General features: G+C 62.0%; 28 protein-coding genes. 2 read left to right on the top strand and 26 right to left on the bottom strand.

Translation table 11 applies throughout. From position 1 onward, the window contains the following. Positions 1-83: 83 nt before the first annotated feature. From ATN00_RS20210 to ATN00_RS20110, 21 genes are all read right to left on the bottom strand, one after another. The gene (locus ATN00_RS20210) at positions 84-371 is read right to left on the bottom strand and encodes a hypothetical protein (RefSeq protein ID WP_062069097.1); all 288 of its coding nucleotides are present in this window, start codon (positions 369-371) and stop codon (positions 84-86) included. 22 nt (positions 372-393) lie between these two features. Next, positions 394-1,524 carry a phosphoadenosine phosphosulfate reductase domain-containing protein gene (locus ATN00_RS20205; protein WP_197413760.1) on the bottom strand — a complete coding sequence of 377 codons (1,131 nt, stop codon included), beginning with the start codon at positions 1,522-1,524 and terminating at the stop codon, positions 394-396. A gap of 4 nt (positions 1,525-1,528) precedes the next feature. Further along, positions 1,529-2,311: a hypothetical protein gene (locus ATN00_RS20200; protein ID WP_062069094.1), complete on the bottom strand. Its 783-nt coding sequence runs from the start codon at positions 2,309-2,311 to the stop codon at positions 1,529-1,531. Between the two features lie 18 nt (positions 2,312-2,329). Continuing rightward, the gene (locus ATN00_RS20195; protein WP_062069091.1) at positions 2,330-2,836 is read right to left on the bottom strand and encodes a hypothetical protein; all 507 of its coding nucleotides are present in this window, start codon (positions 2,834-2,836) and stop codon (positions 2,330-2,332) included. 77 nt (positions 2,837-2,913) lie between these two features. Continuing rightward, complete coding sequence (locus ATN00_RS20190) at positions 2,914-3,180, bottom strand: type II toxin-antitoxin system RelE family toxin (protein ID WP_062069089.1); 267 nt, start codon at positions 3,178-3,180, stop codon at positions 2,914-2,916. Next, positions 3,164-3,391 (bottom strand): type II toxin-antitoxin system RelB family antitoxin, encoded by a 228-nt coding sequence (relB, locus tag ATN00_RS20185; RefSeq protein WP_062069087.1) that lies wholly within the window; start codon positions 3,389-3,391, stop codon positions 3,164-3,166. Before relB ends, ATN00_RS20190 begins: the two co-directional genes overlap by 17 nt. Before the next feature lie 55 nt (positions 3,392-3,446). After that, a complete protein-coding gene (locus ATN00_RS23775) occupies positions 3,447-3,956 on the bottom strand; it encodes a hypothetical protein (RefSeq protein ID WP_197413759.1) in 510 nt (169 codons plus the stop codon). 14 nt (positions 3,957-3,970) lie between these two features. Beyond that, positions 3,971-4,270, bottom strand: a complete 300-nt coding sequence (locus ATN00_RS20175) for a hypothetical protein (protein WP_062069085.1) — start codon at positions 4,268-4,270, stop codon at positions 3,971-3,973. 11 nt (positions 4,271-4,281) lie between these two features. After that, on the bottom strand, positions 4,282-4,953 hold the full coding sequence (locus tag ATN00_RS20170; protein ID WP_062069083.1) for a hypothetical protein: 672 nt from the start codon (positions 4,951-4,953) through the stop codon (positions 4,282-4,284). 87 nt (positions 4,954-5,040) lie between these two features. Then, positions 5,041-5,481: a hypothetical protein gene (locus ATN00_RS20165; RefSeq protein ID WP_062069081.1), complete on the bottom strand. Its 441-nt coding sequence runs from the start codon at positions 5,479-5,481 to the stop codon at positions 5,041-5,043. A gap of 91 nt (positions 5,482-5,572) precedes the next feature. Next, on the bottom strand, positions 5,573-5,887 hold the full coding sequence (locus tag ATN00_RS20160) for a DUF7673 family protein (protein ID WP_062069079.1): 315 nt from the start codon (positions 5,885-5,887) through the stop codon (positions 5,573-5,575). 51 nt (positions 5,888-5,938) lie between these two features. Beyond that, the gene (locus ATN00_RS20155; protein ID WP_062069077.1) at positions 5,939-6,958 is read right to left on the bottom strand and encodes a deazapurine DNA modification protein DpdA family protein; all 1,020 of its coding nucleotides are present in this window, start codon (positions 6,956-6,958) and stop codon (positions 5,939-5,941) included. Beyond that, positions 6,955-7,560, bottom strand: coding sequence for a DUF7007 domain-containing protein (locus ATN00_RS20150; protein ID WP_231746505.1), 606 nt, complete (start codon positions 7,558-7,560; stop codon positions 6,955-6,957). The genes ATN00_RS20155 and ATN00_RS20150 overlap by 4 nt, the downstream gene beginning before the upstream one ends. Before the next feature lie 42 nt (positions 7,561-7,602). Beyond that, on the bottom strand, positions 7,603-7,824 hold the full coding sequence (locus ATN00_RS20145; RefSeq protein WP_062069074.1) for a hypothetical protein: 222 nt from the start codon (positions 7,822-7,824) through the stop codon (positions 7,603-7,605). Then, positions 7,812-8,036: a hypothetical protein gene (locus ATN00_RS20140; protein WP_062069072.1), complete on the bottom strand. Its 225-nt coding sequence runs from the start codon at positions 8,034-8,036 to the stop codon at positions 7,812-7,814. The genes ATN00_RS20145 and ATN00_RS20140 overlap by 13 nt, the downstream gene beginning before the upstream one ends. After that, a complete protein-coding gene (locus tag ATN00_RS20135) occupies positions 8,033-8,677 on the bottom strand; it encodes a DUF6927 domain-containing protein (RefSeq protein WP_062069070.1) in 645 nt (214 codons plus the stop codon). The genes ATN00_RS20140 and ATN00_RS20135 overlap by 4 nt, the downstream gene beginning before the upstream one ends. A gap of 24 nt (positions 8,678-8,701) precedes the next feature. After that, positions 8,702-9,631 carry an ArdC family protein gene (locus ATN00_RS20130; protein ID WP_062069068.1) on the bottom strand — a complete coding sequence of 310 codons (930 nt, stop codon included), beginning with the start codon at positions 9,629-9,631 and terminating at the stop codon, positions 8,702-8,704. Positions 9,632-9,721: 90 nt separating this feature from the next. Next, positions 9,722-11,995: a ParB/RepB/Spo0J family partition protein gene (locus tag ATN00_RS20125; RefSeq protein WP_062069066.1), complete on the bottom strand. Its 2,274-nt coding sequence runs from the start codon at positions 11,993-11,995 to the stop codon at positions 9,722-9,724. A gap of 125 nt (positions 11,996-12,120) precedes the next feature. Continuing rightward, entirely contained in the window at positions 12,121-16,344 is a 4,224-nt protein-coding gene (locus tag ATN00_RS20120; RefSeq protein ID WP_062069064.1) for a strawberry notch-like NTP hydrolase domain-containing protein, read from the bottom strand. 34 nt (positions 16,345-16,378) lie between these two features. Next, on the bottom strand, positions 16,379-17,245 hold the full coding sequence (locus tag ATN00_RS20115) for a DUF7146 domain-containing protein (RefSeq protein ID WP_062069062.1): 867 nt from the start codon (positions 17,243-17,245) through the stop codon (positions 16,379-16,381). Beyond that, positions 17,242-17,481 (bottom strand): hypothetical protein, encoded by a 240-nt coding sequence (locus ATN00_RS20110; protein WP_062069060.1) that lies wholly within the window; start codon positions 17,479-17,481, stop codon positions 17,242-17,244. Before ATN00_RS20110 ends, ATN00_RS20115 begins: the two co-directional genes overlap by 4 nt. 220 nt (positions 17,482-17,701) lie before the next feature. Between ATN00_RS20110 and ATN00_RS20105 the strand changes: the two genes are divergently transcribed. Next, on the top strand, positions 17,702-17,971 hold the full coding sequence (locus ATN00_RS20105) for a hypothetical protein (protein ID WP_062069058.1): 270 nt from the start codon (positions 17,702-17,704) through the stop codon (positions 17,969-17,971). Between the two features lie 4 nt (positions 17,972-17,975). Here ATN00_RS20105 and ATN00_RS20100 read toward each other — a convergent pair whose 3' ends face one another. Beyond that, positions 17,976-19,268: a hypothetical protein gene (locus tag ATN00_RS20100; protein ID WP_062069057.1), complete on the bottom strand. Its 1,293-nt coding sequence runs from the start codon at positions 19,266-19,268 to the stop codon at positions 17,976-17,978. A gap of 202 nt (positions 19,269-19,470) precedes the next feature. Here ATN00_RS20100 and ATN00_RS23055 point away from each other — a divergent pair, with 202 nt between their 5' ends. Further along, on the top strand, positions 19,471-20,271 hold the full coding sequence (locus tag ATN00_RS23055) for a lytic transglycosylase domain-containing protein (RefSeq protein WP_231746504.1): 801 nt from the start codon (positions 19,471-19,473) through the stop codon (positions 20,269-20,271). Between the two features lie 264 nt (positions 20,272-20,535). Here the strand turns inward: ATN00_RS23055 and ATN00_RS20090 are convergent, their stop codons facing one another. The 4 genes from ATN00_RS20090 to ATN00_RS20075 form a co-directional block, all read right to left on the bottom strand. Further along, positions 20,536-21,333, bottom strand: coding sequence for a helix-turn-helix domain-containing protein (locus tag ATN00_RS20090; RefSeq protein WP_231746503.1), 798 nt, complete (start codon positions 21,331-21,333; stop codon positions 20,536-20,538). Between the two features lie 709 nt (positions 21,334-22,042). Next, the gene (locus ATN00_RS20085) at positions 22,043-22,924 is read right to left on the bottom strand and encodes a replication initiator protein A (RefSeq protein ID WP_062069053.1); all 882 of its coding nucleotides are present in this window, start codon (positions 22,922-22,924) and stop codon (positions 22,043-22,045) included. A gap of 228 nt (positions 22,925-23,152) precedes the next feature. After that, positions 23,153-23,665 (bottom strand): hypothetical protein, encoded by a 513-nt coding sequence (locus tag ATN00_RS20080; RefSeq protein WP_062069051.1) that lies wholly within the window; start codon positions 23,663-23,665, stop codon positions 23,153-23,155. Between the two features lie 104 nt (positions 23,666-23,769). Next, a complete protein-coding gene (locus ATN00_RS20075; RefSeq protein ID WP_156415394.1) occupies positions 23,770-24,204 on the bottom strand; it encodes a hypothetical protein in 435 nt (144 codons plus the stop codon). Positions 24,205-24,516: the final 312 nt, after the last annotated feature.

The following is a 24,516-nucleotide window of genomic DNA, read 5'->3' as shown; positions in this document are numbered from 1 at the left end:
CCTTCACACCGATGCACCCGATGGCCCGGCAGTAATAAGGCTGGCCTTCGCCAGCTCTTGGGTCAGCGCTACGGCCAGCCTGATTACTGCCTACCGTGGGCGTCCATCACCGACCCTACTACAAATTTGCGGTCGGCGCAGACTGTCCAGATAACATCGTGGTACTGGATGTCGACGAACCCGGCAGGGCTGCGCTCGCGATCGGGGAGGAAACAGAAGGTGACGCGGCGGCCGTCACTCGTTCTCGCGGTGATGGTGTATTCGCCATCGGGGACGTCGATCGGCTTGTGCGGCACGTCGTTGAATCCAGCGAAGCCGAGCGCAACGGCCTCGGCCTGGGACATGGTGGGATGGTCGGTGGAAGCGGTCATGGCAGTATCCTTTCGCGATGGGTCAGGCGCTGCGGCGCTGGTCGATGAGGTCGGCAAAGCGGTCCCGCACGGCGCGGGCTGTCGGAAAGCGATTGGCGAGCTGATGGCGCGCGAGGATCGGCGCGCGGGCCTTGGCAATAGCCGCGGCCTCGGACATGGTCGGCAAGCGCGGCGGCCAGCCTTTCACGTAGCGCAGGCCCCCCGGCATCGCGCCCTCGGCCTCGCGTCGGTCCTGGGCGTCGATCTTGGCGGCCGCTATGCGGATCTGCAGGTCGCGCGGGAGAAGATCGGGCGCGGTATCTGCAAGCCAGCGTGCGGGCTGAAACGAAAAGGTGGACTGCGCCTCGAGGTCGCAAAGGTGGATCAGCGCATCACGGTTCGCAGGAGCGCTGGCTGAAGCGCGGGCATCGGCGATCGACTGCAGGACGCAGAACCGGCAGGAAAGCCGCGAACTGGAGTAGCAGGTATAGGCTTCGTGGAGCGGGATGCCGAGATGGTCATGGGCCGCGAAGACTTCGGCCGTGGTCCATTCGACGATAGGATGCCAGAGCATCATGCGCGTGCCATGGGCGTTGCCGGCACTGGCGTAGCGCGTGTCGGCCTTCCATTCCGGCGCCTTCGATCGTGCGGTGCTTTCGTCGCGGCGGATGCCGAGCACGTTGATGATGGTTTCGCCGCGCAGCGTGCGCGCCAGGTGCGGGCCGATGACATGGGCTTTGGCCTCGGAGGTGCAGAAGCGCAGCGAGGCCGATGACCACGGCCCGATCAGGTTGTAGGTTTCAAGGGCCTCATATCGGCGCTTGCCGTTCTCGAAGCGCTGCGCCCAGCGGTCGAACAGGTCTCCGGCACCGCGGCGCACGACGCTGAGCGGAAGATCCGCAAGCGCTGCGAGGCGTTCGACCATGGCGGGCGTGCTCTCCCATTCGGCACGGCCGAGGTCGGCATGGATGACTAGGCGGCGGTTTCGGGGATGGCCGAGCCCATCGAGCACGATCGAGACGGCGAACATGGCGGCGGAGGAATCCTTGCCGCCCGAGACGTTGAAGACGATCCAGGCCCCGGCCTTGATCGCGGCGCGGATCTCGGCAGGCAGGGCGAGCGAAGTCAGTCCTGCCGGCATGGCGCCGGCAGGCTGCAGATGCTGGTGCAGCATGGGATCAGTGCGTCGTCAGATGGGCGGTGATCGCGGCTTCCTCGACGACGGGAAGCCTGCTGGCCATGTCACGCGCGATCGCTTCGCGATAGGCGACTGCCATCCACACCTCGCGCGGGTATCCTCTATATTCCCCGCCGATCAGCTCGATCTTGTCGCCATACTGCTCGATGCGTTGGCCGTTGTAGCAGACGAGGATTTCCCATTGGGTATGGCTGAAGCGCTTCTGCTCGATGGAGACGAGCGCCGGGTCGAATACCGGCTTGGGGGTCTCGGAGGGACCGGCGCCGGTGCCGAGTACCCGCCCGATGATCCCGGTCGTGCTGTGAAAATCGATTCCGGCATCGGTGATGATGACGCAGCCTCCGCCGAACTCGTCGGGCCGCAGGGCATCGCAGGTATAGGCCCAGGAGAAGGCGCAAGGGAGTGCGGACTTGCAGGCGGTGAAAATCAGGTTCGCCACCTGATCGACGCCAAACTGATTGCCGTTGAAGCTGACCTGGCAGTGCCCTTCGGCATCGGGTTCGCTGATGACGATGCTGCAGTCGAACGTCGGGAAGTCGGGATCGTCGAACAGGTCGAGAAAGCTCCCGAAATCGTCATCGTCCTTGGGCGGGAAGAGAGCGGCGAAACGCGGCCCAAGGTCGGCGTATGCGAGGTCGCGCCCGGTATCGCTTATGCAGGGGTCTTCGACGATCTCGCTCGCGCGCTGCGCCAGCCTGACCATTTCGGCATCGTCGGCCGTCATGTCGAGGATGAAGGAACTGGTGAGGTAGTTGTTCGCCATGATGGATCTCCTGCGCGCTCAGGCGGCATCGCCGGCAAGGCGCGCGCGGGCGGCCTCGGCGAGTTTGGGGAATGCGGCCGAAAGGTTGGTGTGGATGGTCTCGAACGCGGGGATGGCGAAGCGGCCGTTGGCGCCAGGGCGTGTCGTCAGCAGCGCGCCGATCGTCACCTCGTCGAGTTCGGGCCTCGGAATGCTGGCGACATTGCCGTCATATTCGACGGGGCAGGCAATCGCGGCCTCGATCCAGGAGCCAAGCCCGTCTTCTACGGCCTCGGCATAGGCGGCGACCGCAGCGTCGTTCTCGTCGTCGATATGCAGGACGAGAGTGCGGTAGGTGCCAAAATCGTGGCGATTGGGCTTGCTGGTGAGGCGGCAGCCTTCAGGGGGAAGGCCGTGGATCGCGATGATGCCGATGCGGTAGGCGTCGATCTCGAAGCGATTGACCCGCTCGAAATCCGGGGTCTGGCCAAGCTGGGCGCAATGGGCGTTCGCGGGCGCTGCGCCAATGTCGATGGTGTAGGACAAGGGAACCTCCGTCGATCCTTCATGGATCGTCTGTTCCCTTCCCCCTCATCTCTATGGGCTATGGATGTCCTGGGAGGTCAGCGGTAAATGCCGCTTCGGTGGCCGACGGTCAGCACAAGCACGACAAGCCTGCCATCCTCGATCTCGCAGACAATCCGGTAGTCGCCAACGCGGTAGCGCCAGCGCCCTGCCAAGGGCCCGGTCAATGGCTTTCCAGATGCGCGGGGATCGTCACTGGATGCAACACGCTCGCGCAGGAAGGTCATGATCCGCTTTGCGGTCTGGCGATCGAGTTTGGAGAGAGATTTTTCGGCGTTGGATGACAGTTCAATCTGCCAGGCCAAGGCGCTTCTCCACGTCGTCAAGGGAGCTTGTGGTTTCGCGGCCAGCGCGAATATCCTCGAGCACCTTGTCGGAGAGGTAGATGTCTTCCATGTCCTCAAGGCCGCGCTCGATGATTTCGCGCAGGTAATAGGCCTTGGTGCGCCCGGTGGTGGTCGCGAGATGGTCGAGGCGCTGCTCTACTTCTGGGGCGAGGCGTACTGACGTCGCCATGGTACTGTCTCCGATTGAATGCGTGTATTCACATTATCACATGGTGGCTGCCACGTCACTCCGGCTCGATCGTGAAGTTCCAGCCATGCACATGGAGCATTTCGTTCCCGTCGCGGTCGAAGGCGAGGAAGATGGAATCGAGGTCGGCGCCGGGTTCGATCAGCAATTCGAGCGTATGATGCGTGCTGTCTGCGATCACCGCGCGCGTGTAGCCGGCTTCGCGGGCTTCGGCCTCGGTGTGGATCGGCGGCGGCGATGCCTGGATGAAGGGCTTGGCGGCCAGCTGGGCGGGTCCGTCGAAGGTGCCGAGCGTCTTCAGGCGATCGGTTTCCAGCTTCGCGCCAAGATCCTTGGGCAGGTCGGCATAGTCAGCCGCAACAGCGATTGCGTCTGCAGCGGTTGGCAACTCTCCGGGGGCGCTACCCTTCCAGATGTAGGTTGCTTCCTCGCCCTCGATGCGGGGATGTGGCTGCATGACCTGCACGAAAAATGTCGACAGGGGCCGGTCGTATCCGATGGCGACGCTGCTTGCGACGCCCTTCCCGGCGAAATTGTATCGGCTCATGAGGGGATCTCCGGTCAGTTCATCAACGCCAGCCATTCCGCGTGCCAGGGGCGCGGGAACGGATTGTAGCGGATGAAGGTGGGGACAAGGGGAAGCCCCATCGCAGCGAGGCTTTCCGCCATGGAAACCCGCTGGAGGGCTTCGGCAAGGTCATCTTCCAGCATGAAGTCGAGCATGGCAGCTTCATGGACCTGTTCACAAGTGAGCATTGTCCAGTCCAGCGCATCGAGGAAGGTCTCCCGGCGCTGCACGAACCGTTCGATCCGTGCGGCATCGCTGCGGACCTGATCGACAACCTGTTGTGTGGTGAGCATGGGACGTCTCCCTAAGCGGCGATGGGTTCGCGGCTGATCGGTGCCGTGGTCTCGACGGGCACTGGCGACGACACGATGGCATCGAGGCGAAGATCGCGACGGATGCGGGCGGCAAAACGGGCACGCCGGAGGAAATCGCGCATGGGGGCAAAGCGCAGTTTCTGACCGGCTGCAGGACCGCGCTTGGCGAAGTATTGCACCTCGTTGCCTTCATGGAGCGGGCCCACGCTGAGCATGATCGAAATGTCATCGCTCGACAGCGCGACATATCCTGCGATAGCGGGATCGCTGGGCGTGGAGCTGACAGTGTAGCTGCCGGGGGCGAGGCCGATTTCCAGCGCGAGCGCCTTCATGGCCTTGCGCCCGTCGGCATGGAAACGCTCCTTGGCAACCCGGTCATGGGCGACGCCGCGCACCGCAAGGGTCAGGAGCGCGGGGAAGCGTTCGAGTTCCGTGGCGCGGCGGCTGCAGGCGAAGCGCAGGCTGTCATCATCGGCGCGGTCGGCAGTGACGGACGAGAAATGCCTTGCGAGTAGCGCGATTGCCGGATCGTGGTCGGGATCGACGCCGGCAATGCGGCAATCCTCCATGGCCCGGTTGAGGGCGTGGAGCGTCGCGGTGATGGTGGTAAGGCTGCTGGGGTCGATCGCCTGCATGTGACGGAACGGGACGTCGTAGGTCATGGTGGGGCTCCGGGTCAGACCGAGCGCATTCCCGCGCTCGATTGTCCCCTTCCCCCTCCACTCTGATGCCCTGACTTTCAGGCCGCTTCAGGAGTCTTCCGTGAACCAGTCGACCTCGGTGACATTGCCGCTGGCTTCGAGCGTCTCGATGTCGGCGATCGTCCAGCATTTGCGGTCGGTCATGCTGAGGTTGGCATAGCCGGCGTAGTAGCGGCCCTTGTGCTCGATGAACTGCGTGTAGACGCGCTGCACGACGGGTTCGCTGACGAACCAACCGGGGCTGAAGCGGCTGTAGATCGGGGGTAGGATGCCGAGCATGTGCTCGTAAAAGCGCTCAGTGACGCGCGTAAGCGGAAATTTTGCCATCGTGCGCTCGACCTCGGCCTTCTGGTAGGTTTCGCAGGTCACGAGGAAGGCTTCGGGGTCTTTCTGGCGATAGTCCGCCAGAGCCTTGGCATGGTCGGCGCCTTCCGCGACATAGGTCTGCGGGTACTGGCTGCTGGTGGTCATGATGTAATGGTCGGACATGGTGGGCTCCCTTGCGCGATTGAATTTCGCGCCCCACCGACCATCCCTCTATCCTCAAAGGCATTGGGGAAGAAGGTTCAGCATAAAGAACTCACGCCGATGTGACGGCATCCGATCGCCATATTTCGATAAGTTGAACCATAGCATCGCGATAACCAAAAGCGTCCGGGTAGACGGCACCGGGATAGGCCGCCAGATAACCAACAATAGTGGCAATATCGACACCGATGGACTGGTCCATAGCGAAGATGTCAGAGATTTCGAAATGCCCCCAATCATCTCCATTCCACCATGCGAGCAGGAAGTTTGCAACGCGACGGGACTGGCCCGTATCGGAGAGTGCAACGGCTATTAGCCGGCGAAGTGCTTCATCAGCGCTTTTATGGTCGATTTTAAGGGTGTCCATCTCGGCCTCCTTTTACAGCGTGATAATCCACATGGCTTAGTCTGCCTACTGTCATGCAACCCTGCGATGACTTCTGTACAGGTCTGCCGCCCAAGTCTCGATCCATCCAGCGGTCACTTCGTCGTGAGACAGGTCGCCGCTTTCGATAAGCGCGCGGATCTCGGCCTGCGCTTGCTGGATGGCGGCTTCCCATGGGTCGGAGGGTATTTGAGAAGGCGCGCGTTCGAGGCTGATGGCCATCGGGCGATGGGGTTCACGCAGCCGGTCACGCTGGGCAATGGTCCAGCGCTCCATGTGGTCGGCCGCAAGAGCATCGGTTTTCGATACCTGTCGGCGCCGGGCATCGCGCCGTGCTGCTGTGCCCCAGGCCTGGGAATCGAGCGAGGCGACGCGATGGGCATAGGGTTGAAGGTAAGGGATGGCCGCTCCCTTCACGCCGAACAGGTGGAGCCGGGGGCCGGGATCGGGGAGTATCCTGTCGAGGTGGGCTACAACGGCGATCAGACCGTCAGGGCCATGAATGTCGCGGCGGCACATGGAGCCGACCCCGACGACGGTGCCCGGATTCATCGACCACGCCAGCGCTTCCGCGCAGCGTTCGTAGTCTTCAGGGTAGCGGCCCTGAAGCACCGGCATGAAGCGCTCGATGATCCCAAGGTCATAGGCACGCGAGCGACATTCGCGGTTCGTCGCGATGGTGCGGGCGATGCGGTCGAGGACTTCGGCGCGATCGGCGGCAATCTCGGCCTCGCAGCAATAGTCGGCGGCCGCGAAACGGCGGAAGGGGTATGATGCGGCAAGCGCCATGTAGTCGGCGATCGACCATGGATAGCCGCCGTATTTGGCCATCAGCACGTAGCCGGCGCTGTCCAGATCGAGGCTCTTGAGCCCATGGGCATTGCCGAGCTGGCCGGTGCGCCAGCCATGCCATTCGCGCCAGCCACCCGAGGCGGTGCGCCAGCGCGAGAGGCAGTTCGCGGAAATCAGCATGGGTTGCTGCATCAGCCGCGCGCGTTGCAGGATTGGCCCTTCGTTGAGGTGGGGCAGGCCCACGATCACCTCGATCGTCATGTCAGGATCTCGGCGTCGAGTTCGTCGAAGCTGATGACGCTGGTGCGCTCTTCATAACGGGCAGCATTGACGAGGGCCTTGAACACCGGGTCGGCGTATGTGGGGCGGGCCATATGATCGACGCTGGCGAGGCGGTAGCCAAGCACGCCAACCTTGCCAGTGGGCACCCAATCGGCCCAATCGCCATAGGCGGTGGTGACAACGACCTTGCCGATGCGCGCCTCGAAGGCTTCGCGCTCGCGCCGGACGTGGCTCTGGCGGGGTTCTACGGGCTCGCTGGCGTAGGCTTCCCAGCGTTCGGGACGCCAGCTCTTGACGGTGTCGGTGGCGAGCGAGAGTTCGATGTCGAAGAGCAGATCTCCGGCAGCGGCAAATTCGGTCTGGAACGCGACGATCACGAGCGACCAGTCAACGTCGTGCTCGTACTCGGGTTCGTCCAGGCGCAGCGCCGCGGGCATGGCGGCCTGGCGCTGTTCGGACAGGACAAAACCGCCATGCGACGGGGTCGCGACGCGCCAGATACCGGGCAGGCGCTGTGTGGCTGTAACGGGCTTGCCCCAGCGGGTCATTTCGGGTGCGGGGGAGGAAGCGAATGCGGGCATAGGTAATCTCCTCGATCGTTCGCTTTCCCCTCCCCACTTCCCTCATTCGGCCTCGGAGAGCCAGGCCGCCATCGTATCGACGACAACAGGGCGCCTCTCGCAGTGCCGCCGTGCGCCCTCAGCGCTGTTGATGGCGCTGTGAAGACGGCCAGCGGCCTTGGAGGCGCCTGCCTCGCGCAGGAGGCCGCGCGCACGGCGCATGAGTTTCAGGGCATCGTCGATCTGTTGCCTGGATCGCGGTGTGGCGGGTTTCAGGCGGGGCATCTCAAGTCCTCCTGTCTCTTGAGGGCAATGCGCGCGGCGACTTCGCCGGCCGAAAGATCGGTCCGCTCAATCACGCGCCAGGGCTGCATGGCATCCCCGGGGGCGACCATGACGGCGATTCCGGCCTGCATCATGCGCTGCGCGACACGGATGGCATTCTCGCGGCTGCAGAGGCGCGCCCGCAGCGGCGAGAGGCTGGATGCCCCGCTCATGGCGGGGGCATCGCTGCAGAGGGCCGGGGCGCGAAGATCGTTCGATGCACCTTCGTTTCCGGGACGATCGACCATTCGAGGTCGCGGAAATTGCGAATGCGATAGTGCCCGTATTTCCCGACAGGACGGAAGGTTATGGTCGCGCCGCGCTTGACCACGGTAAACTCGTCACCGGCGAAGCCATCGGTGAAGGTGATCGCCTGCGGAAATTTGACGCGCATGCCATCGACGATCTTTCGGGAACGCTTCTGCAGGCGGGCGAGGCAGCGTCGGCGCCAGTCGAGTGAATACTCGTTGGTGGTGGGCGTGAGCAGGCGAAGGATGTTCTCGGGCGCCTCGGCCTCGCAAGGGCCCATGCTTTCGCTCATGTCCTTGTAGCCGAAGTGGAGAGCCTCCTTGTCCCTCGGGTTCCACTTTACGAGGCAGACCATGGCGATCACCTCGGTCGGCACGCCGTTTTCGGAGTATTGCACCGCTGCGTACCAGACCCGGTTGCCGGGGCAGGACGATGCAAGGACGCGGGCGCCGCGCGCGATTCCTTTGTCGTCCGGCGCATTGGTGAAGGTGAATTGGGCGTCGAGGTAGGACTTGGGGGTAGCGTGCCCGCCCATGTGGTGCCTGTTCATGAAGAGCCAGCCCATGGTGATGTCTCCTGATGTGTGGGGTCATGCCGCTGCCTTCAGGGCATCGCCGACAGGCGCAGTCGCCTCGGCAAGGCTGAAGGCGCGCAGATAGTTGAAGGCTTGTTCGGCTTTGGCCGAAGCGGTAAAGATGGCGCTGTGATCCGCACGGAGCACCCTGACCCAATGCGCAAGGTAGCTGGCATGGCTGTCGTGGAGTTCGGTCGGCAGGCCGAGTTCAGCGCAAATATAACTTGATGTTAATTCAGCACAAAGTTCTTCGACGCAGTAAGCATCGTCACCGAAACGCTTGCCGAACGTCCGGTTGAGCCGGTCCTTGCTCCCGCTCCAATGTGCGCTTTCGTGCCCTCGGGTAGAGGCGTAAGCGTCACCCGACTTGAAGCTGCCGGGACGGGGTAGCTGGATGTAGTCGCCCAGCGGGCTGTAATAGGCTTCGTCACCGCCATGGCGTACCCGCGCAGGGATTGCCGCGAAGAAGCTATCGATCGCGTCCTGGCGCTGCGAAAGCAGGCTCGGTGTCGGCGGCACGTCGCGGGCATAGTAGTAGTCAGGCAGGCCCTCGATCTCGTCTGCATTGTAGACGATGTAGTGGCGCAGGAAGCGGATCAGCTGGCCGGTGGCCTCGCCCATCAATCCCGGTTGCCCAGCCTTGCGGAAGCTGGAGGCATAGATCGACATGGAGGGATCGGCCTTGCGGCGCACTCGCGCTCCGAGTTCTTCGGCCTGGCGGGCGGTCATCCAGTAGCGGCTGCGGTATCCACGCGCGTCGGCGATCGTCCAGAGCCAGAGGCAGTTTATACCGTTGTACGGGGTGCCTTCATGGCGCAGAGGACGGCCGCCCTCCCCGGTCAGCGACCAGGAGCGGGTCCATGGCGTGGTTCCGGCCTCGAGGCGGGAGACGATGGCGTTGGTGACTTCGCGCGCAATGTCACGCGAATTGCGGGGCGTCTTCATGGGGTATGTCCCTTGTCCGGTGTGGCGAGAAAAGCCGCCGGTGAGCCGCAAAGCCCACCGGCGGTTCGTCAGTCAGGTTGGGGACGCGGGTTATTCCGCCGCTTCGGCCCACTGGCTGACGGCATCGTCGTCGCCGTAGACAGCGGGCGAGCCATCATCGATCTGCTGATCGTCGTCGCCTTCAGCGGAGCCCGCATCGTCGATCGAGACGCCCTCGCCGTCATCCCCGTCGTCGGGCCCGGCAAGGGCTGCGTCGATCAGGCTGGCCAGATCGTCCTCGGCTTCGCCGTCGGAGCCACGTTCGCCGGCTTCTTCGGGCGTGTCGTCGTCGTCCTGATCGGTCGTCGTCTCGGCGGGGGTGAAGCGCATCGCTGCGGGCACCCAGGCGAGCGCCTTCTCTTTGACGTCGGTCTCGATCACCGCGTCCCCGGCGAACAGCTTCTCGCAGGACGTCGAGATTTCGCCCTTCTTCTGGCTTGCATGGCGGCTCGAGAGAGCAGGACCGCCCACCTCGTCGAGGAGCGAGAGCAACGCGCCCTTCGATACGCGGTCGAAGAAGTTTGCCGAAGTAGGGCGCCACCACTTGGCAACGTCGACCTCCAGCAGGCCGGCAAGGTGGTTCTGGAGCGCGTTCTGCCGATTGCTGTAGGTTTCCTTCGACTTGAAGGACTTGGCTACCGTCCAGGCCAGCCACGCGGTCTTGGCCTCATCGCCGAGCGCGCGGAAGGCGTCGAAGCGGGCGATGATGCTCGAATGCTCCTTCCAGGAAGCGTCGAGACCTTCGCGCACTTCGGCCAGATAGTCGTGCGCGACCGACTGCGGATAGGCATCGAAGCGAACCGGATCTTCCGGGTGCGGAGCATGGATGCTGGTGCCGCAGCTTTCCTTGTAGGCGTCGGTCTTGTCGACCATGGCGAACAGCATGTAGTCGAGCGCGAGCGCCGGGTTGGCGATCATGGAAGCGCCCAGGACGTCGCGGCGCTGCACCGCAAGCTGGTCGAGGAGAACCTGGCTGAGCGCCTTGCCGCCCGGTGCGGCCTCGTCGGGAGACACTTCCTTGGTGTTGCCGGTGACGGTGGCAGTCTCGCCCTCCTCGATGCGGAAGGTCGGGACACGCGGCGCAGCATCGCCGGCAGATTCGCCCTCGATACCGTCTTCCCCGGTTTCGGCCGCGTCCTCGTCGTCTTCGTCGGGCTCGACCATGGTGACGCTGAGCGGCGTCTCGCTGTAATAGGTGTCGTCGAGTTCCATGCTGCCGTCCTGCGAGAGCGTCAGGAACAGGCCGACACGCGGGGCGAGTTCGGGAGGAAGGATCTTCTCGCGGCGGTTGACCTCGCGAAGCTCGGCGGTGAGCGCATCGTATTCCTGATCGAGCGCTTCGTAGGCTTCCTGCTCGGTTTCCTCGTCGTCCATCTCGAGGCTGATGATGCTCTGGCGCGCTTCGATCTCGCTGATGCGGATGATCTGCGCCTCGGTTAGCGGAAGGCTCGGCAGGCTGACGCGGAACAGGCCGCTCGCGACTTCCCAGGTGGAGTTCGAGGCGACGGGACGAATCCACGCCAGGCCGCGCTCCTCGCCGATCCGCTTGGCTTCGGCTTCCATCTTGGCGGCCGCAAGCGTTTGGGCGATCTCGGGGTTGGTCCAGCGATCGCCGTTGTCGCTGAACAGGTCGCGATCGACGACGCCGCCTGCAGCCACGTAGGCTTCTTCGCCAACAAGGCGCGCGATCGGATCGTTCGACTTCATGGAGTCGTTGGCGATGACGCGGCGGATGGTGTCGGCGCTGGTGTAGTAGCTGTTGGCGCCGTAGCTCTTCCAGACCATCAGCTGCCGCTCATGGCTCTCGGTGGAGGCATATGCCTTGGCCATGTCGAGCGTCATCTCGCCCGACTTCAGGGCGTCGAAGATCGGCTCGGCAAGGTTCGCGAGGCGCAGGCGCCCTTCGACGAAACGGCGGGTAATGCCGAAACGCTTGGCGACTGCCTCGATGTCGCCGCCCTGACCGAGGCAATACTGGAAGGCGCGGCATTCGTCGGCGGGCGACATATTCAAGTGATGGAAGTTTTCAGCGAGCGAGGCTTCGGAAAGTTCGTCGTTGCCGCCGCTCAGGATCAGCACGGGCACGTCGTATTCGGCCGCGTTGATCTCGCCGCGTTCGGCGAGCAGCATGAGGGCACGAAAGCGGCGGCTGCCGGCAATAACGCCATAGGAGCCGCGCGGCTTCTTCACGGAAGTCACGACCAGGTTCTGCAGGATGCCGCGCGCGGAAATGTCGGCGGCGAACTGTTCGATCAGGTCTTCGCCGCGGGTACGCACGTTGATGTCGGAGAGGACCAGCTTTGCCAGCTTGACGGTCTGGATCATGGGAACAACACCTTCTTCTCATCGTCCGGCCAATTCACGGACACCCCTTCCCTTCCCCCTCCCCTCTCCTGACCGACCCGGCCGCTTTGGCGCTCGTGGTCGATCAGGGAGGATAGGTGCGGTGGTCAGGAGGGCTTGAGGATTTCGGCGATGATGGCCTCGGCCTGCGCGACTGGGATGAAGACGCGGGTGCGGTACTGGATGATCTCGGTGAACGCGCCGAGCGACTTGAGCCATGCAAGCTGGGCTGCCGGAGCGTCGACGATCTCGACACGCGGGTTGCCGTTCACATGCGAGCGCTTGAAGGCCATCGCGAACGGGCGGGTCACGTTGACTCTGCGCCCTGCGAGGACGGCGTTGGTGATCGCTTCGACAGGCATCTCCTCGCTGCTTGCAAGGCCGAGCTTAGTGAAGAGGTCGACGGTGCTGTGCTCGAAGACGATACGGCCAAGCCAGCTGTTGCCATTCTTGTCGACGATCCGGTTGACCGCGAGGTGATCGGACGGCAGCGCCGACCAGATCGGCAGCAGGAGGCCGGTTGCGAGGCGCACCGTCTCGGTCTCCAGCTGCTCAGCCGCCTCTTCGACTTCGGCCTGCCACTTGGCCCGGAACGTGTCTTCGTCGATCTCCTCCCAGGCCGTCTCGAACAGATCCGCCTCGCGCATGGACTTGCGGCTGCAGGGGCGCTGCAACTCGATGCGAAGAATCGGCTCGCCTTCGTCGTCCATCCAGGCGTTTGCCTTGCTGCGCAGCGCTACGCGGCCCGACTTGGCGTTCATGACGAATGCCGGGTTCTCGCGCCAGCGGACCATGTCGAGGATGCGTTCGAGCGAAATCGGGTTCTTGCGCCGTGCAATCTCGATCGTGAGAAGGTGGGTGGTGGCGCCGGTGCCGGGATCGGTCCGCAGGACCGTGTCGCTGATGACGCGGGCGCTATCGGCCGTGATCGTCTCGACACCGACATCGAGGGTGCCGGCCTCGCGCGCAGCGGCGACGCGGGTTTCAACAAGGGTGAGATATTCCTCGAAGATCTTGTTCTGCAGCGCGATCGGCAGCGCCAGCAGGCGATTGAGCCAGCGCTGGATTGGCGGCAGGTCTTCCTTCAGGACGCCGTCGCCCTCGGTGATCTCAAGTCCGCTCAGGTCGACGAACTCGGTCATGTTCGTGCTCTTGAGCTTGCCATGATAGAGAAGGTGGAACCACGAGACGAGGGCGTCGCGCGCATAATCGCTTTCGAGGTTGTCGGCGGGATCGAAGAGGCCCTGGCCTCCGGTCTGGCGCTGGCCGCGCGTGAGGGCGCCAAGGCTGTCGAGGCGGCGGGCGATCGTCGAGGTGAACCGCAGCTCGCCCTTGCAGTCGGTGGTGACGGGACGAAACAGCGGCGTCGATGCCTGATGGGTACGGTGCGTGCGGCCGAGACCCTGAATCGCCCGGTCAGCGCGCCAGCCCGGCTCGAGCAGGAAATGAGCGCGCCGGTCCTGGTTCACCGCCTCGAGGCTGGCATGGTAGGATCGGCCCGTGCCGCCGGCATCGGAGAAGACGAGCACCTTCTTCTGATCGTTCATGAAGGCGCTGGCCTCGGCCTGACTGGTACGGGCGTTGCGTGTCTCGACCTTCTGGCGGCCGTCCGGCCCGGTGATCAGGCGCTTGGAACGCCCGGTGACTTCGGCGATCCGATCCGGTCCGAAATGCTCGATCAGGGCATCGAGGCCCGACTTGATCGGCGGAAGCGCGCAAAGATGCTCGATCAGGTTGTCGCGCGCGGCCATGGCTTCGGGGTTGTGGACCGGGTTGCCGTCTTCATCGCGCATGGGCCTGGAATGCAGGGCGCCAGTATCGTCCTTGAACACCTCCATCTGGTGTGTCGGGAAGGCACGCTTGAGGTAATCGACGATCTGGTCCGTCGGCGACAACTCGATCTGCGGCTCTGCGCGTTCCTCGGCCGTCATCTCGGACAAACGCCTGTCGAGGATGGCCTCGGCCGTCGTCACCAACTGCACGACCACGGAATGCTCCTGCTTCAGGTGCCCCTCGATCGCCGCGATCACGCTGGGGAGTTTCATCGAAAGCAGCACCTGGCCGAAGAAGCGCTGGCGCGTGCCTTCGAGACGCGAGCGCGCTGCCGCTTTCGCGCCCGAGTTGAGCGTTTTGCCCGCAAGGCTGTCGATCACGTTGGTCGCCTCGAGCGCGGCGGCAAGGTTGGTGTTGATGACCTGCCAGGCGCGGCAATAGGTGTCGTAGATCTCGATCTGGGCGGGCGTCAGTTCGTGGCGCAGCACTTCGTATTCGACGCCGGCGAAACTGAGCGCGCGCGCCGTGTAGAGGCCAAGCGCCTTGAGGTCGCGGGCCACCAGTTCCATCGCCGCGATGCCGCCTTGACGGATGTTGGAGATGAACGATTCCCGATTAGGGAAGGAGGTCTCCGGCCCCCAGAGGCCAAGGCGAACGGCGTAGGCCAGGTTGTTGACGTCGGAAGCCCCGGTTGCAGAGGCATAGAGGACACGCGCATCGGGAAGGTGGTTCTGAAGGAGGACGCCGCATATGCCCTGCTGGGAGCCTTCGGTCTTGCCAAGGGCGCCCTCGCCCCCTGCTACACCGCCCATTTCGTGAGCCTCGTCGAAGGCGATCACCCCATCGAAGTCGGGCCCTGCCCAATCGAGGATCTGCTGAAGACGGGTTGCATCCGAGCGGCCTGATCGCAGCCCCGGATAGGTGACGAACAGGGTGCCTTCGTCCATCGTGACGGGTTGGCCGATCTTCCAGTTCGAGAGCGGCTGCACGTCGGCCGACAGGCCGCCGAGCGCTGTGACGTCACGGCGGATGTCCTCGAGCAGCGGCTCGTTCTTGGTGACGAAGATGTGGCGGCGGCGGCCCTGCAGCTTGTTGTCGAGGATGCACGCAGCGATCTGGCGGCCTTTGCCCGCGCCAGTGCCGTCACCGAGGAAGAAGCCTTTGCGGTACTTGCGACCTTCAGGGTCGATGTCGAGGCCAACGCCTTCCTTGGCGGGCTTGAAGGTGCCGGGAAGCGTCTGGTTCCAGGCATGGCCCGCATAGACGACAGTCTCGAGTTGGGAGGAGGACAGGAGCCGCTCGCTGACGGTGCGTTCGGGCAGATGTGGGATGTGCGTGGGGATCGGCGCCGGGATCGAGCCCATGGCCACCGATTCAACGAGCGCTGTCGGGTGCTCGCCCGCTGCGTCGAAGACGATACGGCTTGGCCGGTAGGGCAGGTAGACGCCGACCTGTTCGGCCAGAGGTGCCGGCGTTTCGAGCTTGCGATAGCCGACGGGCAGGACCGCATTGGCCTTGGGCGCGTGATAGGGGCGCGGCGCGGCCACCCTGGTCCTGCGCGCGGCGCCGAACAGCGAAGTCGGCATGGCAGGCGCAGAGCGAACCGGAAGGTTGGCGGAGGGCTCCAGTTTGATGCGGGCGGGGATGTCGACGACATCGAGGAAGTCGGGGACGGCGGCGCGCTCGATGACCGCAGGCGTGAGTTCGCCGGCGATCTTGTCGATGACATAGAGGCGAACGGCAATGTCGGTGGCATGTTTCCGGTAGCAGTGCTCGAGACGAAGCGATGCGCGCACGGTGCAGCCGGTCAGGATTGTCTCGTAGGCCGTGCGCAACCGCGCGCAGGGCGCGAACCAGTCGGGCATGATGGCGACGACGCGGCCGCCAGGGGTGACCCGCTTGATGGCGGCCTGCAGATGGCGCAGCGCGGCCAGGTCATCGGCGCCGCGGCCGATGCTGCGCGAGAACGGCGGGTTCATGAGGGCGACGCTCGGGCGCGGAAGATCCGCGTGAAGCGCGACCAGCGCAGCGCCATCATGGCCGGTGATCGTCGCATCGGGAAAGATGTGAGCGAGCCGTTCGCGGCGGCGCGGGTCGATTTCGTTCAGCTGAAGGACGCGGCCCCGCGGGGCCTGGGCGATAAGGAGGCCGTTGCCGGCACTCGGCTCGAGTACGACGTCCTCGGCGCCGATCGCGGCGAACAGCATGGCCAGGGCGGCAATGTCGGCGGGGGTAGAGAACTGCTGCAGCTCGATCTGTTCTTCGCTGCGCACGGTCTGGGTCGGTAGGCGCTGCATCAGTGCGCTGGAGGCGGCGATGTCTGCCAGTGTGTCGACACGATGCCCATCGCTTGCAAGGTGAAGGGCAAGGGCGTGCTCGAGCATCTCGAAGCTGTCGCGCTGGGTCCAGCGCCCGTCCGCATCGCTACCCCCGAATGCCTGCACCATGGCATCGTTCAATTGGCGGCGGGTGATTGCGCCATCGGCGGCGAGAAGGGTGGCGATCGTGCGCGCTGCCGGCGCATCATTGACGTGCGTGAGATCGAGAAGGTCGCGCATGGGGGTCTCCTTGGGCTCTCTGCCGAACGGCAGATCACCCTTCCCCTCCCCCTCCCCTCTTCTGCGCCTCGAGGGCTTCGAGCACTTGGGCCCAATCCTTGTAGCCCTTGGGAAAATCGACGCGGATCACCCGCTTGTCGCTGGCGTAGCGTTGCGATGCCCGGTTTACAGCCCGGCGACCCGCCGTGTCGTAATCGCCCGCAAGGATCAGTTCGGTCACGCTGTCAGGAATCGTCACCAGGCCAAACCGGCGCGAGCCGAGCGTTGCCCAGCACGGCAGGTTGTTGATGCGGCTCCAGGCGCGAGCCGTCTCGAAGCCTTCGGCAAGGCCGATGGTTGGACCGATACCGCCCCCGCGCCACGCACCCATGCCGAGGGAACCGATGGTGGCCTTGGCGGTATAGCGCGCGGTTTCGGGATCGAGGAAGATCCGCTGCAGGGCGACAAGGCGCTGGCCTTCGCGCACGGCGACGAGCAAGGCGGGCTTGAACACGGTGTTAGGCTTCGCGCCATGTGGGCAACGCGGGTGAAAGCGCACGTCACCGGGAACAGACAGGAGAAAGCGCGAGCCGAGATAGCGTTCGCCAAGCGTACCCGGCACGGATTGCGCCTGCGACCAGAGCCTTTCGATATTCGCGGTGCCGGATCGGGCGTTATCCGGCGGCGGTTCGTAATGGCGCGTGATCGCGATGCGATCGAGTTCGCGCAGCACGTCGATGGAATCGCAACCTGCAAAGCAGGTTACGAGAATGCCGCGATCCCCTTGGCGAAGGGACAAGCTCGGTTCGTGGTCCTCATGGCACGGGCAACGGCACATCGCCCGGTTTCCATGCCAGGTGCCGCGCAGGGTGCCGACAATGTCGATCAGCTTTTGCGAGGGGCGTCGCGCAACGATGGTCATTGGTCGTTACCCGGATTTGCCAGCGGCATAACACGCGCGATGGCGTAGATGGCCTCGCTGTCCGCGAAATAGGAGGCCACTGCCTGATCGTCGTCAGGATGGGCATCTTGGCCATTGATAGCCGCGCGGGCTCGCACATAGTCTACAAGCGCACTCTCGGCTGCAGGTTTGCTGGGGTAAATATCGACGATGTCCGCTGAGCCGGGTTCGCCGATGAAGAGAACAAAGCGTTGCATGGGGAGTTACCTCCATGTTGCAGATGCCGGAAGGCACCAATGGTAGGTTGAAGGGCTTTGGCCGATCTTCTCGGTCCACTCCCTCTCTCCCTCTCCACTCTTTGCGCGATTTGTCTGTGAAAATACTTGATAGACCAAGGATTTTAAGGGGTTTCCTGTAAGAATTTGCTCGTCGGATATGGGTGCCCTGGTAGAAAGTTACAGGTATAACAAAGGCCGGATGTCTCAGTTTACGCCCCTCGAAATCGCCAACTGGATGGCAATCTATCTCGCGACCAGCCTGTGCTGCGCGATCGCCATGGTGCTTTCGGTGAGCGTTGCTCTGCATGAACTCTGGAAGGATCGAGTCTGGGAGGATGCGCGCAGCGTGAAGGGAGCGGCGCTGCTGTTGCCCCGGATCTGGTGGCGCTGGCAGAAACTCTATCTGCTCTCGACGCCGGTGACGCTTGGCATCATCGGCTATTTCGCAGCCAGCCTGTCCTGGCGCTAGAGCGTCAGAGGCCAAGCCCTTCAAGAAGCGCACGCCGTCCTGTGTGGGCATCATCATCCTGCCTGTCGATCGTCACGATCTGACCCAGGTGCGCCATACGCGGATGTGTGATGGCCTTACTCGCCTCGTATTCCTCGGTCTTGAAGCCCATGGCCTCGACGACAAGGTTGCGGATCTCGCCGGTCTCGCGTGATCGCGCTTCGATCAGGAAGTCGGGACGACACGGCCCATCCGGCGTCAGGGTGTCGAACACCGGCTTGTCGATCGCGAGGTCGATACCGCGGCCGTGAAGCTCCTGCTGGGTGCGCAGAATCGTGCGCAATACGTCGCGTTCGAAATCGGAATCGACAGGTGCGAACAGCCGCCCATTGAGGATGGGCTGGGCATAAGCGCGCAGCGGCGCGTAGCCCTTGGCCTCGGGATATTTGCCGACGACGATGATGACCAGGAACGGCCCTGCAATCGGATTGCCGCGCACCGATGGCGACTGGATGCGGTTGGCGATCGTGACGGTGTCGCCGTCAGGCAGCGTGATTTCCTGTCCATGAATGCCTTTGGCGTAGAGAAGGACAAAGCCTTGCGGCGCATGATCGCGGGGCCATCTGTCTTCCAGCGCGCGCAGCGTGGCGTAGACGGCCCGCGCCTGTAGGGGCTTTGGGTGGGTCCAGAAGGCTTTCTCCAGTTGGATGCCCGGCGCGATCTCGATCAGCCCTGCCGCTCTGGTGAGCGCCGCGAACTCATGCCGGATCGACCATTCCTCTCGATAGGCGAGCGGGGCAATGCGGTTGACGCCGGCAGCGGCCATGAGACGCCATAGCAGGCGTGCAAGCCTCGGGATCGAGGCGTGCCGGGTGCGATCGTCGTTGGAGTCGTCCTCGGGACGCTGCGCGAGTTTCTCCGGCGCGGGTTTAAGCACCTCGAAGAAGCCTGAGGGTGGCTCGAGCGGCGTCGATCGCGAGCGTACCTCGCTGATGCGGATCGTCACTTGGTCGCGGAAGAACGGGCAGTCGGGCAGATGTTCGGGGCGTTTCGAGCTGGTGAGCCGGCGTAGATAGTAGGTTTCCGCCTCGGAGAGGAATGCCGGGGTTAGGATGGCGGGGGCCTTGTCGGCGCCGAGGCAGTCGCAGGCGATCCATTTGTGGCCGATGCGCGCCTGCTGAACGAGGGTGATGCCGGCCTTTTCGTCGTGGACGGTGCCCTTGCCAACGTACCAGCGGATCAGCGCTGCGCGCAGCTCGGGGGGCAACGGGATGCGATTTGAGCCTTTGCCGTTGGTGTCGCGGGGTACGAGCCACATGCTGGAAGCCCTCCAAAGCCTTTTTCAAAGAAATTGTTCGTGAGCTTGTCGGCGTTGACAAGGGCAAAGGCGGTGAACTCCAATTCTCTTACCAAGGCTTTGGAGGGTTTATATGCGTGTCTATCGAGCATCGGGATTGATCGCGTTACTGTGCTTCGTTCCCAATAGTGTAAGCGCGTCTGAAGTAAAAAAGACGCGAAAGGTGGAACTTGTCGTCATGGGACAACCGGCTCCGGCAGCGGACGGTACGCCGGCGATGCCGGTTGCTGCACCGGATGCGGGGATTCCCGAAGCCTTTCGGGTGCATGACCTGTCGCGCCGCTATGTCGAGTATCAGATGGGGCAGGAGTTTGCTGCGTCGGCAGAGGGCCAGAGCGAGGTTGCAGCCTCGTATGATGTGGCGGCGGCCGGGGTTGCACCGGTTTCCTCGATCGCGGTGCCAGGATGGATGAAAGGGCAATATCCCGCGCTTGCTGCAGTGCCTTACACGCCGGGATGCGCCTCCATTCCCTATCGTCCGGCGGGCTTTCTGAAGCCGGATGCCGAGGCGCGCCGCGCTGCCTATTATGGAATGATGAGTGCAATCGCCTGCGAACACGGCATTCCGACCGGGCTGTTTGACGCGATGATCATTCAGGAGAGCCGGTATAATCCGGCAGCGATCTCGAAGATGAAAGCCTACGGCCTGGCGCAACTGATGCCGGGGACTGCGGCCCAGCTTGGGATTAACCCCTATGATCCCGTCCAGAATCTGCGCGGCGGCGCCCGTTATCTGCGGACCCAGCTCGACACGTTTGGTCAGGTGCATCTGGCCCTGGCGGCCTATAACGCCGGGCCGGGCCGGGTTAAGGGCGGGGCTGTTCCGCGGATCAGGGAAACGCAGGGTTACGTCGCGACTATCCTCGATAATTGGTCGCGGCTGCGTGGATATGGCGCGGTACAGCAACGGGCCCGTTTCGTGCCTGAGCCCAAAGGCCGCACTGTCGCGGTATCGTCATTCTGATCCCTTTGAATTTCGCGCCGTTCCAACCCTTCGTTTAGCGCTAGGGCATGAAAAGAGGGCGGAAGAAGTCGCATGCTCCCCCTGGGAGCACGTGGCGGCGTAGCCGACACTCCTGAGGGCGCGGTTTAGTGAGTGGGTTTTTTGAGTGAGCTGTTTATGCGGCTTTGGATCGTCAGATCGGTGCGTTGGCCGACTTAGGCCAACTCCTTTTTCCATTATATAAATATAATATCATTGCGGTTGAGAACCATAATGAACCTCGCGCTATGAAGCACATGAAAGGGCCACCTTTGCCCTCGCTGATGCTTGGCGTTCACGGTTTTCCTTATTGTCCATTGCAGCGCCAAGCTGGGCAAGGACGCCGCCGAGCACGCCGCCCACGGACATCTTTGCAAATTCCTTGCATGAAAGGGACGCAACCATCGCGCTGACCTGCTCGGCTTCATCCGAACGGCGCCAGTCATCGTCGGCGGGGGGTGGTGCAGAGCGCATCCAGCGAGGCGTATATCGATGCACACTCTTGGGCGTTAGAATGCGGTAGACGTTGGAAGTCTGCTTGAAACGAGGTCCAGGACCATCGGCTTCAACCCGTTTGAACCGGCGCTGCCGGATGATGAAGCCGATGACTTCCAGCACGGCGAGAGCGCGCCTGACAGTCGAACGGCCAAGACCCGTTGCCTCAACAAGATGGTCGTAACTGGGGTAAACCTTCCCGGCGCACAGGCGCGCCAGCTTGGTCAGCTCTTCGTAGATGCGCACAGCCGAGGCCGTCAGGGTCGTGAGCAGCCGTTCAGATGCAGTGAGGCTGCGTAGGCCCGCCTTGTACTCGCGCAACAGCTTCCTGCCGGCATCGAGTGCATACCTGGCCGTGGCCAGCATGCGATCAGGCTCACCCTTGCTCGGCACCTGAAAGAATGTTTCTTCGAAAGTGTTCGCCTCGAGGCTGCCCGCCCTTACAGGCGCGCCGGTGCGATGCTTCGCGCCGGAACGGGACTTCTTCGTATTCACAGGGACACCGGACAGCACACTTTGTGCCGTATCACCGACTGCATAGATCCCCATCGTCATCCTCCTTGATGGAGGCTGGACCAGGCAAAGAGGTTCCGTGGCGCAGAACGCGCATCCTTGCATCGGGGACCGGGATCGGTTATGTCGGGTCTTGTATTGGTAGACCGTTAGCGGTTGGCGCCGCTGACATACCCGATCGAAATTCGATCGCTGAAAATGGGATGCCCGGCCTTAGCGCCGGGTTTTCCTTTATTTGGTCACAGCCAAAACTCCTGCTTCAGAAACAATTCACCACCGATGCGGCATTGCCTCGCTGTAGTGTAAGCATGCGATCGAGAGCTGATGCATGCGCGTAGGACAATTGAATCGGTTCTCATTGAATGGCTGCATCGCTGTCGAAGCCAAAGCGGTTTGACTCGTGCTTTGACACGGAAAACTCATTTTTCTTTCGTGCTTTGACACGGAAAAGTGTGCTTGCGATGATCGTAGGCAGAGTCCGCTTGCACCCGTTCCGCAGAACAATTCGTGTTTTGACACGGAAAACTACCTGATGGCGAGCGTAGGCCAAGTCCGGTCGCCCCGGTCCCAAAGAAGAGTTCGTGCTTTGACACGGAAAACCCTGCTGAGAGGGAGGATCTCGTCGACGGCTGCAGGGGGACGGACGATTCGTGCTTTGACACGGAAAACCTCTGATGGGGTTCTGTATTCGTGCCTCAAGCAGTAAGCAGAGATCAGGTATGACTTGTGCTGCAATACTCATGCATCAATCGAACAATGGAAGTGTCTGATTGTCCAATTGCGGGATTGGGATGGACGAGAACAACACGATCGTCTTTATCTTTGGTCGCCCACCACGAGCCGACGGTATTTTCTCTTCGGCTAGGCGAACCTCATATTCCGGCAGAGTCTGGTCTTCAGCTACGACGCGTAGTTGCCTTTTGAAGTGCTCAAGTCCCCGCTTATCAGTTGCGCATCCTACTCTTTCAGCAAGAGTTTCCATGTCAATTTCAAAGCCCGTTTCGTCAACGCAGTTGAATTTGGCTAACTCATACAATCGCCGTTCAATCGGGCCGAGTTTGAAAAATCCCAAATGGTAAGCGGCAATTCGCTTGTCCTGTAGGATGGCACGATATAGCCAATCGCATACCATCACTTCGATTTTCTTGACCCTGCGATCGCCGTTGCTTGCCTTGATGTACTTTATATCGGCCTTCAGCAGCCACGAGAACGCGCTGTCCGAACCTTCCCCGCCGGTTTCGATATTCGTGATGATCTGGGTGCCCTGAAGACGTGCCAGCGAGGCTTTGAGCATGTCATAGGAGCGCGCGGACGGGTTTGTGCTAGTCACGCGGAATAGATCATTCGCAGTGAAACTCATCACGCGGTCAACTTTTTCGCCGCGTTCCATGCGTTCCGCCATGAGGCTGGCAATATATAGAAGGATTTCCTTGTCGTATATCGTCGCAACCCCGGTTTTGCTGGGGTTTATCTCTATCCGAGCAGAGCCATTTTCAAAGACCATGGGGGTCATTTGAGGCCGTTTGGAGAGGGCGAAAAAGGGAAATTCCGCAACGGTCCGCTCGCCATGCACGTCCGCATAGAGCGGACTGTCGAGTTCGAAGAGGTCGCGTTGCTGGATTTCCATACCTATTGCCTTGAGCGGTTAGCGATCGAACCATGGTTCGCGCCTAGGGCGATGTCTATCTCGCTTTGTTCCGCACCTTAGTTTTCCGTGTCAAAGCACGAACATTTGTTGTGTGAGGACAACCAGGGATGGTCAGGGACACCTCACACGACATCATCACTCAGGATTCGTGCTTTGACACGGAAAACCCTCCAGCCTGTCGATGCTGCATCCATCGGCCTCGGTTGGTTAGAAGGTTTCCCGGTCTCTGAGACGGACTTCCTTGCGAACCGCGAAGTCTGCGTAGGCTGACTCGATCTCACTGATAATCAGGTCGATGATCCATTCGCCGTGCGAGGGGCGAATATCATCCCAATCCAGGCCGCCAAGCCGTTCGACCACCTCTTTCATATGGCCGTGGAGGCGATTGAGGACACCTGAGTAGAGTTTGATCTGGGATTCAACGCCTTCGTTGGCGTCGCCCGCCCCGCTATAAAGGTCGCTGACAAGTGCGGCTTCGAGTGGTGAGAGGTCCAGTGCAGCTGCTACTGCTCGGAACTCATGCACATACAAGGGCCGACGCTTGCTGGGTTCCGGGTGGAACACGTTATGGGTTCGGGTTTTTGATAAGCCGATTTTAAGTGCCAGATCGCGGTACTGTAGCCCGTCCTGCTTCATTCGGCACAAGACATAGTCAACGAAACCAAATGATTGGACCTGGCTTTCAGTGAGCTGGTCCGTCTCAAAACTTGGTGCCCCCATCGCCAATCCTCCGGTAATGCCTGCTAAGGGATACCGAAAGGACTGGCCGTTGCAAACCCCTCGCAAGAGCGAAGGCGCAATATCAGGGAAATAATTATATTCCGTCAGTTAATTGATTTTACTCCGGGCGCCCCGTGCTTGAGTAATTTGCGATATTCTCCGGCTTCTTCTGATGTAAGACCAATCTTTAATAGAACTTCTGTCCTGTTGGCCTCAACCATGAAGTCAAACATGATTACCGAAAGAGCGTCCGCAAATTCAATAGAACTTCCAATGGCATCCTCAATGACCTTCGTTGACCTATTTATTTTTCCTGAACTTGATTCCAGAATTTCAACCTCAAGGGGAATCCCGCCCTTACTAGGGATCATTTGAAGATGCTTAATTATGTGCTGAGGCGCCCGCCGTTTCGTCACAGAATCAGCAAGTTCCGCGCGATCATTTATCATATCGCCAAATGATGAATGCTTGCGGCAACTGTTAGAATGCAGGCGAATGCACTCCGTAGTTAGGCGGAAGTAGTATTCTGACACATCCATTCGATATGTGTTTTGATCATCTGACATATTTACTTACCGACCCCCACACGAATCAGCCATCCCGCTGCTCCCCAATCTTGTACGATATGATAGATTGCAGAATTTCCAACGATCCATGTGGGTTGTGGAGATTATGCTCAACAGTGAAGCACTTATGCGACGCTGAAACCCTTCGAAGGTGCGTTGTCCCCCATTCAGGACGGTGGTCCCGGTGGTAGGACCGTGGTCCCGGTAGCAGGACCGTGGTCCCGGTAGCAGGACCGTGGTCCCGGTAGCAGGACCGTGGTCCCGGTAGCAGGACCGTGGTCCCGG

The organism is Sphingobium baderi, assembly GCF_001456115.1.
Taxonomy (GTDB): Bacteria; Pseudomonadota; Alphaproteobacteria; order Sphingomonadales; family Sphingomonadaceae; genus Sphingobium; species Sphingobium baderi_A.
This window is presented reverse-complemented; position numbering and strand designations above follow the sequence as displayed.

Bases quoted from the DNA above. Each gene is read 5' to 3' on its own strand.
- ATN00_RS20210 (WP_062069097.1), bottom strand. From the start codon at position 371: ATGACCGCTTCCACCGACCATCCCACCATGTCCCAGGCCGAGGCCGTT.
- ATN00_RS20205 (WP_197413760.1), bottom strand. From the start codon at position 1,524: ATGCTGCACCAGCATCTGCAGCCTGCCGGCGCCATGCCGGCAGGACTG.
- ATN00_RS20200 (WP_062069094.1), bottom strand. From the start codon at position 2,311: ATGGCGAACAACTACCTCACCAGTTCCTTCATCCTCGACATGACGGCC.
- relB (WP_062069087.1), bottom strand. From the start codon at position 3,391: ATGGCGACGTCAGTACGCCTCGCCCCAGAAGTAGAGCAGCGCCTCGAC.
- ATN00_RS23775 (WP_197413759.1), bottom strand. From the start codon at position 3,956: ATGAGCCGATACAATTTCGCCGGGAAGGGCGTCGCAAGCAGCGTCGCC.
- ATN00_RS20175 (WP_062069085.1), bottom strand. From the start codon at position 4,270: ATGCTCACCACACAACAGGTTGTCGATCAGGTCCGCAGCGATGCCGCA.
- ATN00_RS20170 (WP_062069083.1), bottom strand. From the start codon at position 4,953: ATGACCTACGACGTCCCGTTCCGTCACATGCAGGCGATCGACCCCAGC.
- ATN00_RS20165 (WP_062069081.1), bottom strand. From the start codon at position 5,481: ATGTCCGACCATTACATCATGACCACCAGCAGCCAGTACCCGCAGACC.
- ATN00_RS20160 (WP_062069079.1), bottom strand. From the start codon at position 5,887: ATGGACACCCTTAAAATCGACCATAAAAGCGCTGATGAAGCACTTCGC.
- ATN00_RS20155 (WP_062069077.1), bottom strand. From the start codon at position 6,958: ATGACGATCGAGGTGATCGTGGGCCTGCCCCACCTCAACGAAGGGCCA.
- ATN00_RS20150 (WP_231746505.1), bottom strand. From the start codon at position 7,560: ATGCCCGCATTCGCTTCCTCCCCCGCACCCGAAATGACCCGCTGGGGC.
- ATN00_RS20145 (WP_062069074.1), bottom strand. From the start codon at position 7,824: ATGCCCCGCCTGAAACCCGCCACACCGCGATCCAGGCAACAGATCGAC.
- ATN00_RS20140 (WP_062069072.1), bottom strand. From the start codon at position 8,036: ATGAGCGGGGCATCCAGCCTCTCGCCGCTGCGGGCGCGCCTCTGCAGC.
- ATN00_RS20135 (WP_062069070.1), bottom strand. From the start codon at position 8,677: ATGGGCTGGCTCTTCATGAACAGGCACCACATGGGCGGGCACGCTACC.
- ATN00_RS20130 (WP_062069068.1), bottom strand. From the start codon at position 9,631: ATGAAGACGCCCCGCAATTCGCGTGACATTGCGCGCGAAGTCACCAAC.
- ATN00_RS20125 (WP_062069066.1), bottom strand. From the start codon at position 11,995: ATGATCCAGACCGTCAAGCTGGCAAAGCTGGTCCTCTCCGACATCAAC.
- ATN00_RS20120 (WP_062069064.1), bottom strand. From the start codon at position 16,344: ATGCGCGACCTTCTCGATCTCACGCACGTCAATGATGCGCCGGCAGCG.
- ATN00_RS20115 (WP_062069062.1), bottom strand. From the start codon at position 17,245: ATGACCATCGTTGCGCGACGCCCCTCGCAAAAGCTGATCGACATTGTC.
- ATN00_RS20110 (WP_062069060.1), bottom strand. From the start codon at position 17,481: ATGCAACGCTTTGTTCTCTTCATCGGCGAACCCGGCTCAGCGGACATC.
- ATN00_RS20105 (WP_062069058.1), top strand. From the start codon at position 17,702: ATGTCTCAGTTTACGCCCCTCGAAATCGCCAACTGGATGGCAATCTAT.
- ATN00_RS20100 (WP_062069057.1), bottom strand. From the start codon at position 19,268: ATGTGGCTCGTACCCCGCGACACCAACGGCAAAGGCTCAAATCGCATC.
- ATN00_RS20090 (WP_231746503.1), bottom strand. From the start codon at position 21,333: ATGGGGATCTATGCAGTCGGTGATACGGCACAAAGTGTGCTGTCCGGT.
- ATN00_RS20085 (WP_062069053.1), bottom strand. From the start codon at position 22,924: ATGGAAATCCAGCAACGCGACCTCTTCGAACTCGACAGTCCGCTCTAT.
- ATN00_RS20080 (WP_062069051.1), bottom strand. From the start codon at position 23,665: ATGGGGGCACCAAGTTTTGAGACGGACCAGCTCACTGAAAGCCAGGTC.
- ATN00_RS20075 (WP_156415394.1), bottom strand. From the start codon at position 24,204: ATGGATGTGTCAGAATACTACTTCCGCCTAACTACGGAGTGCATTCGC.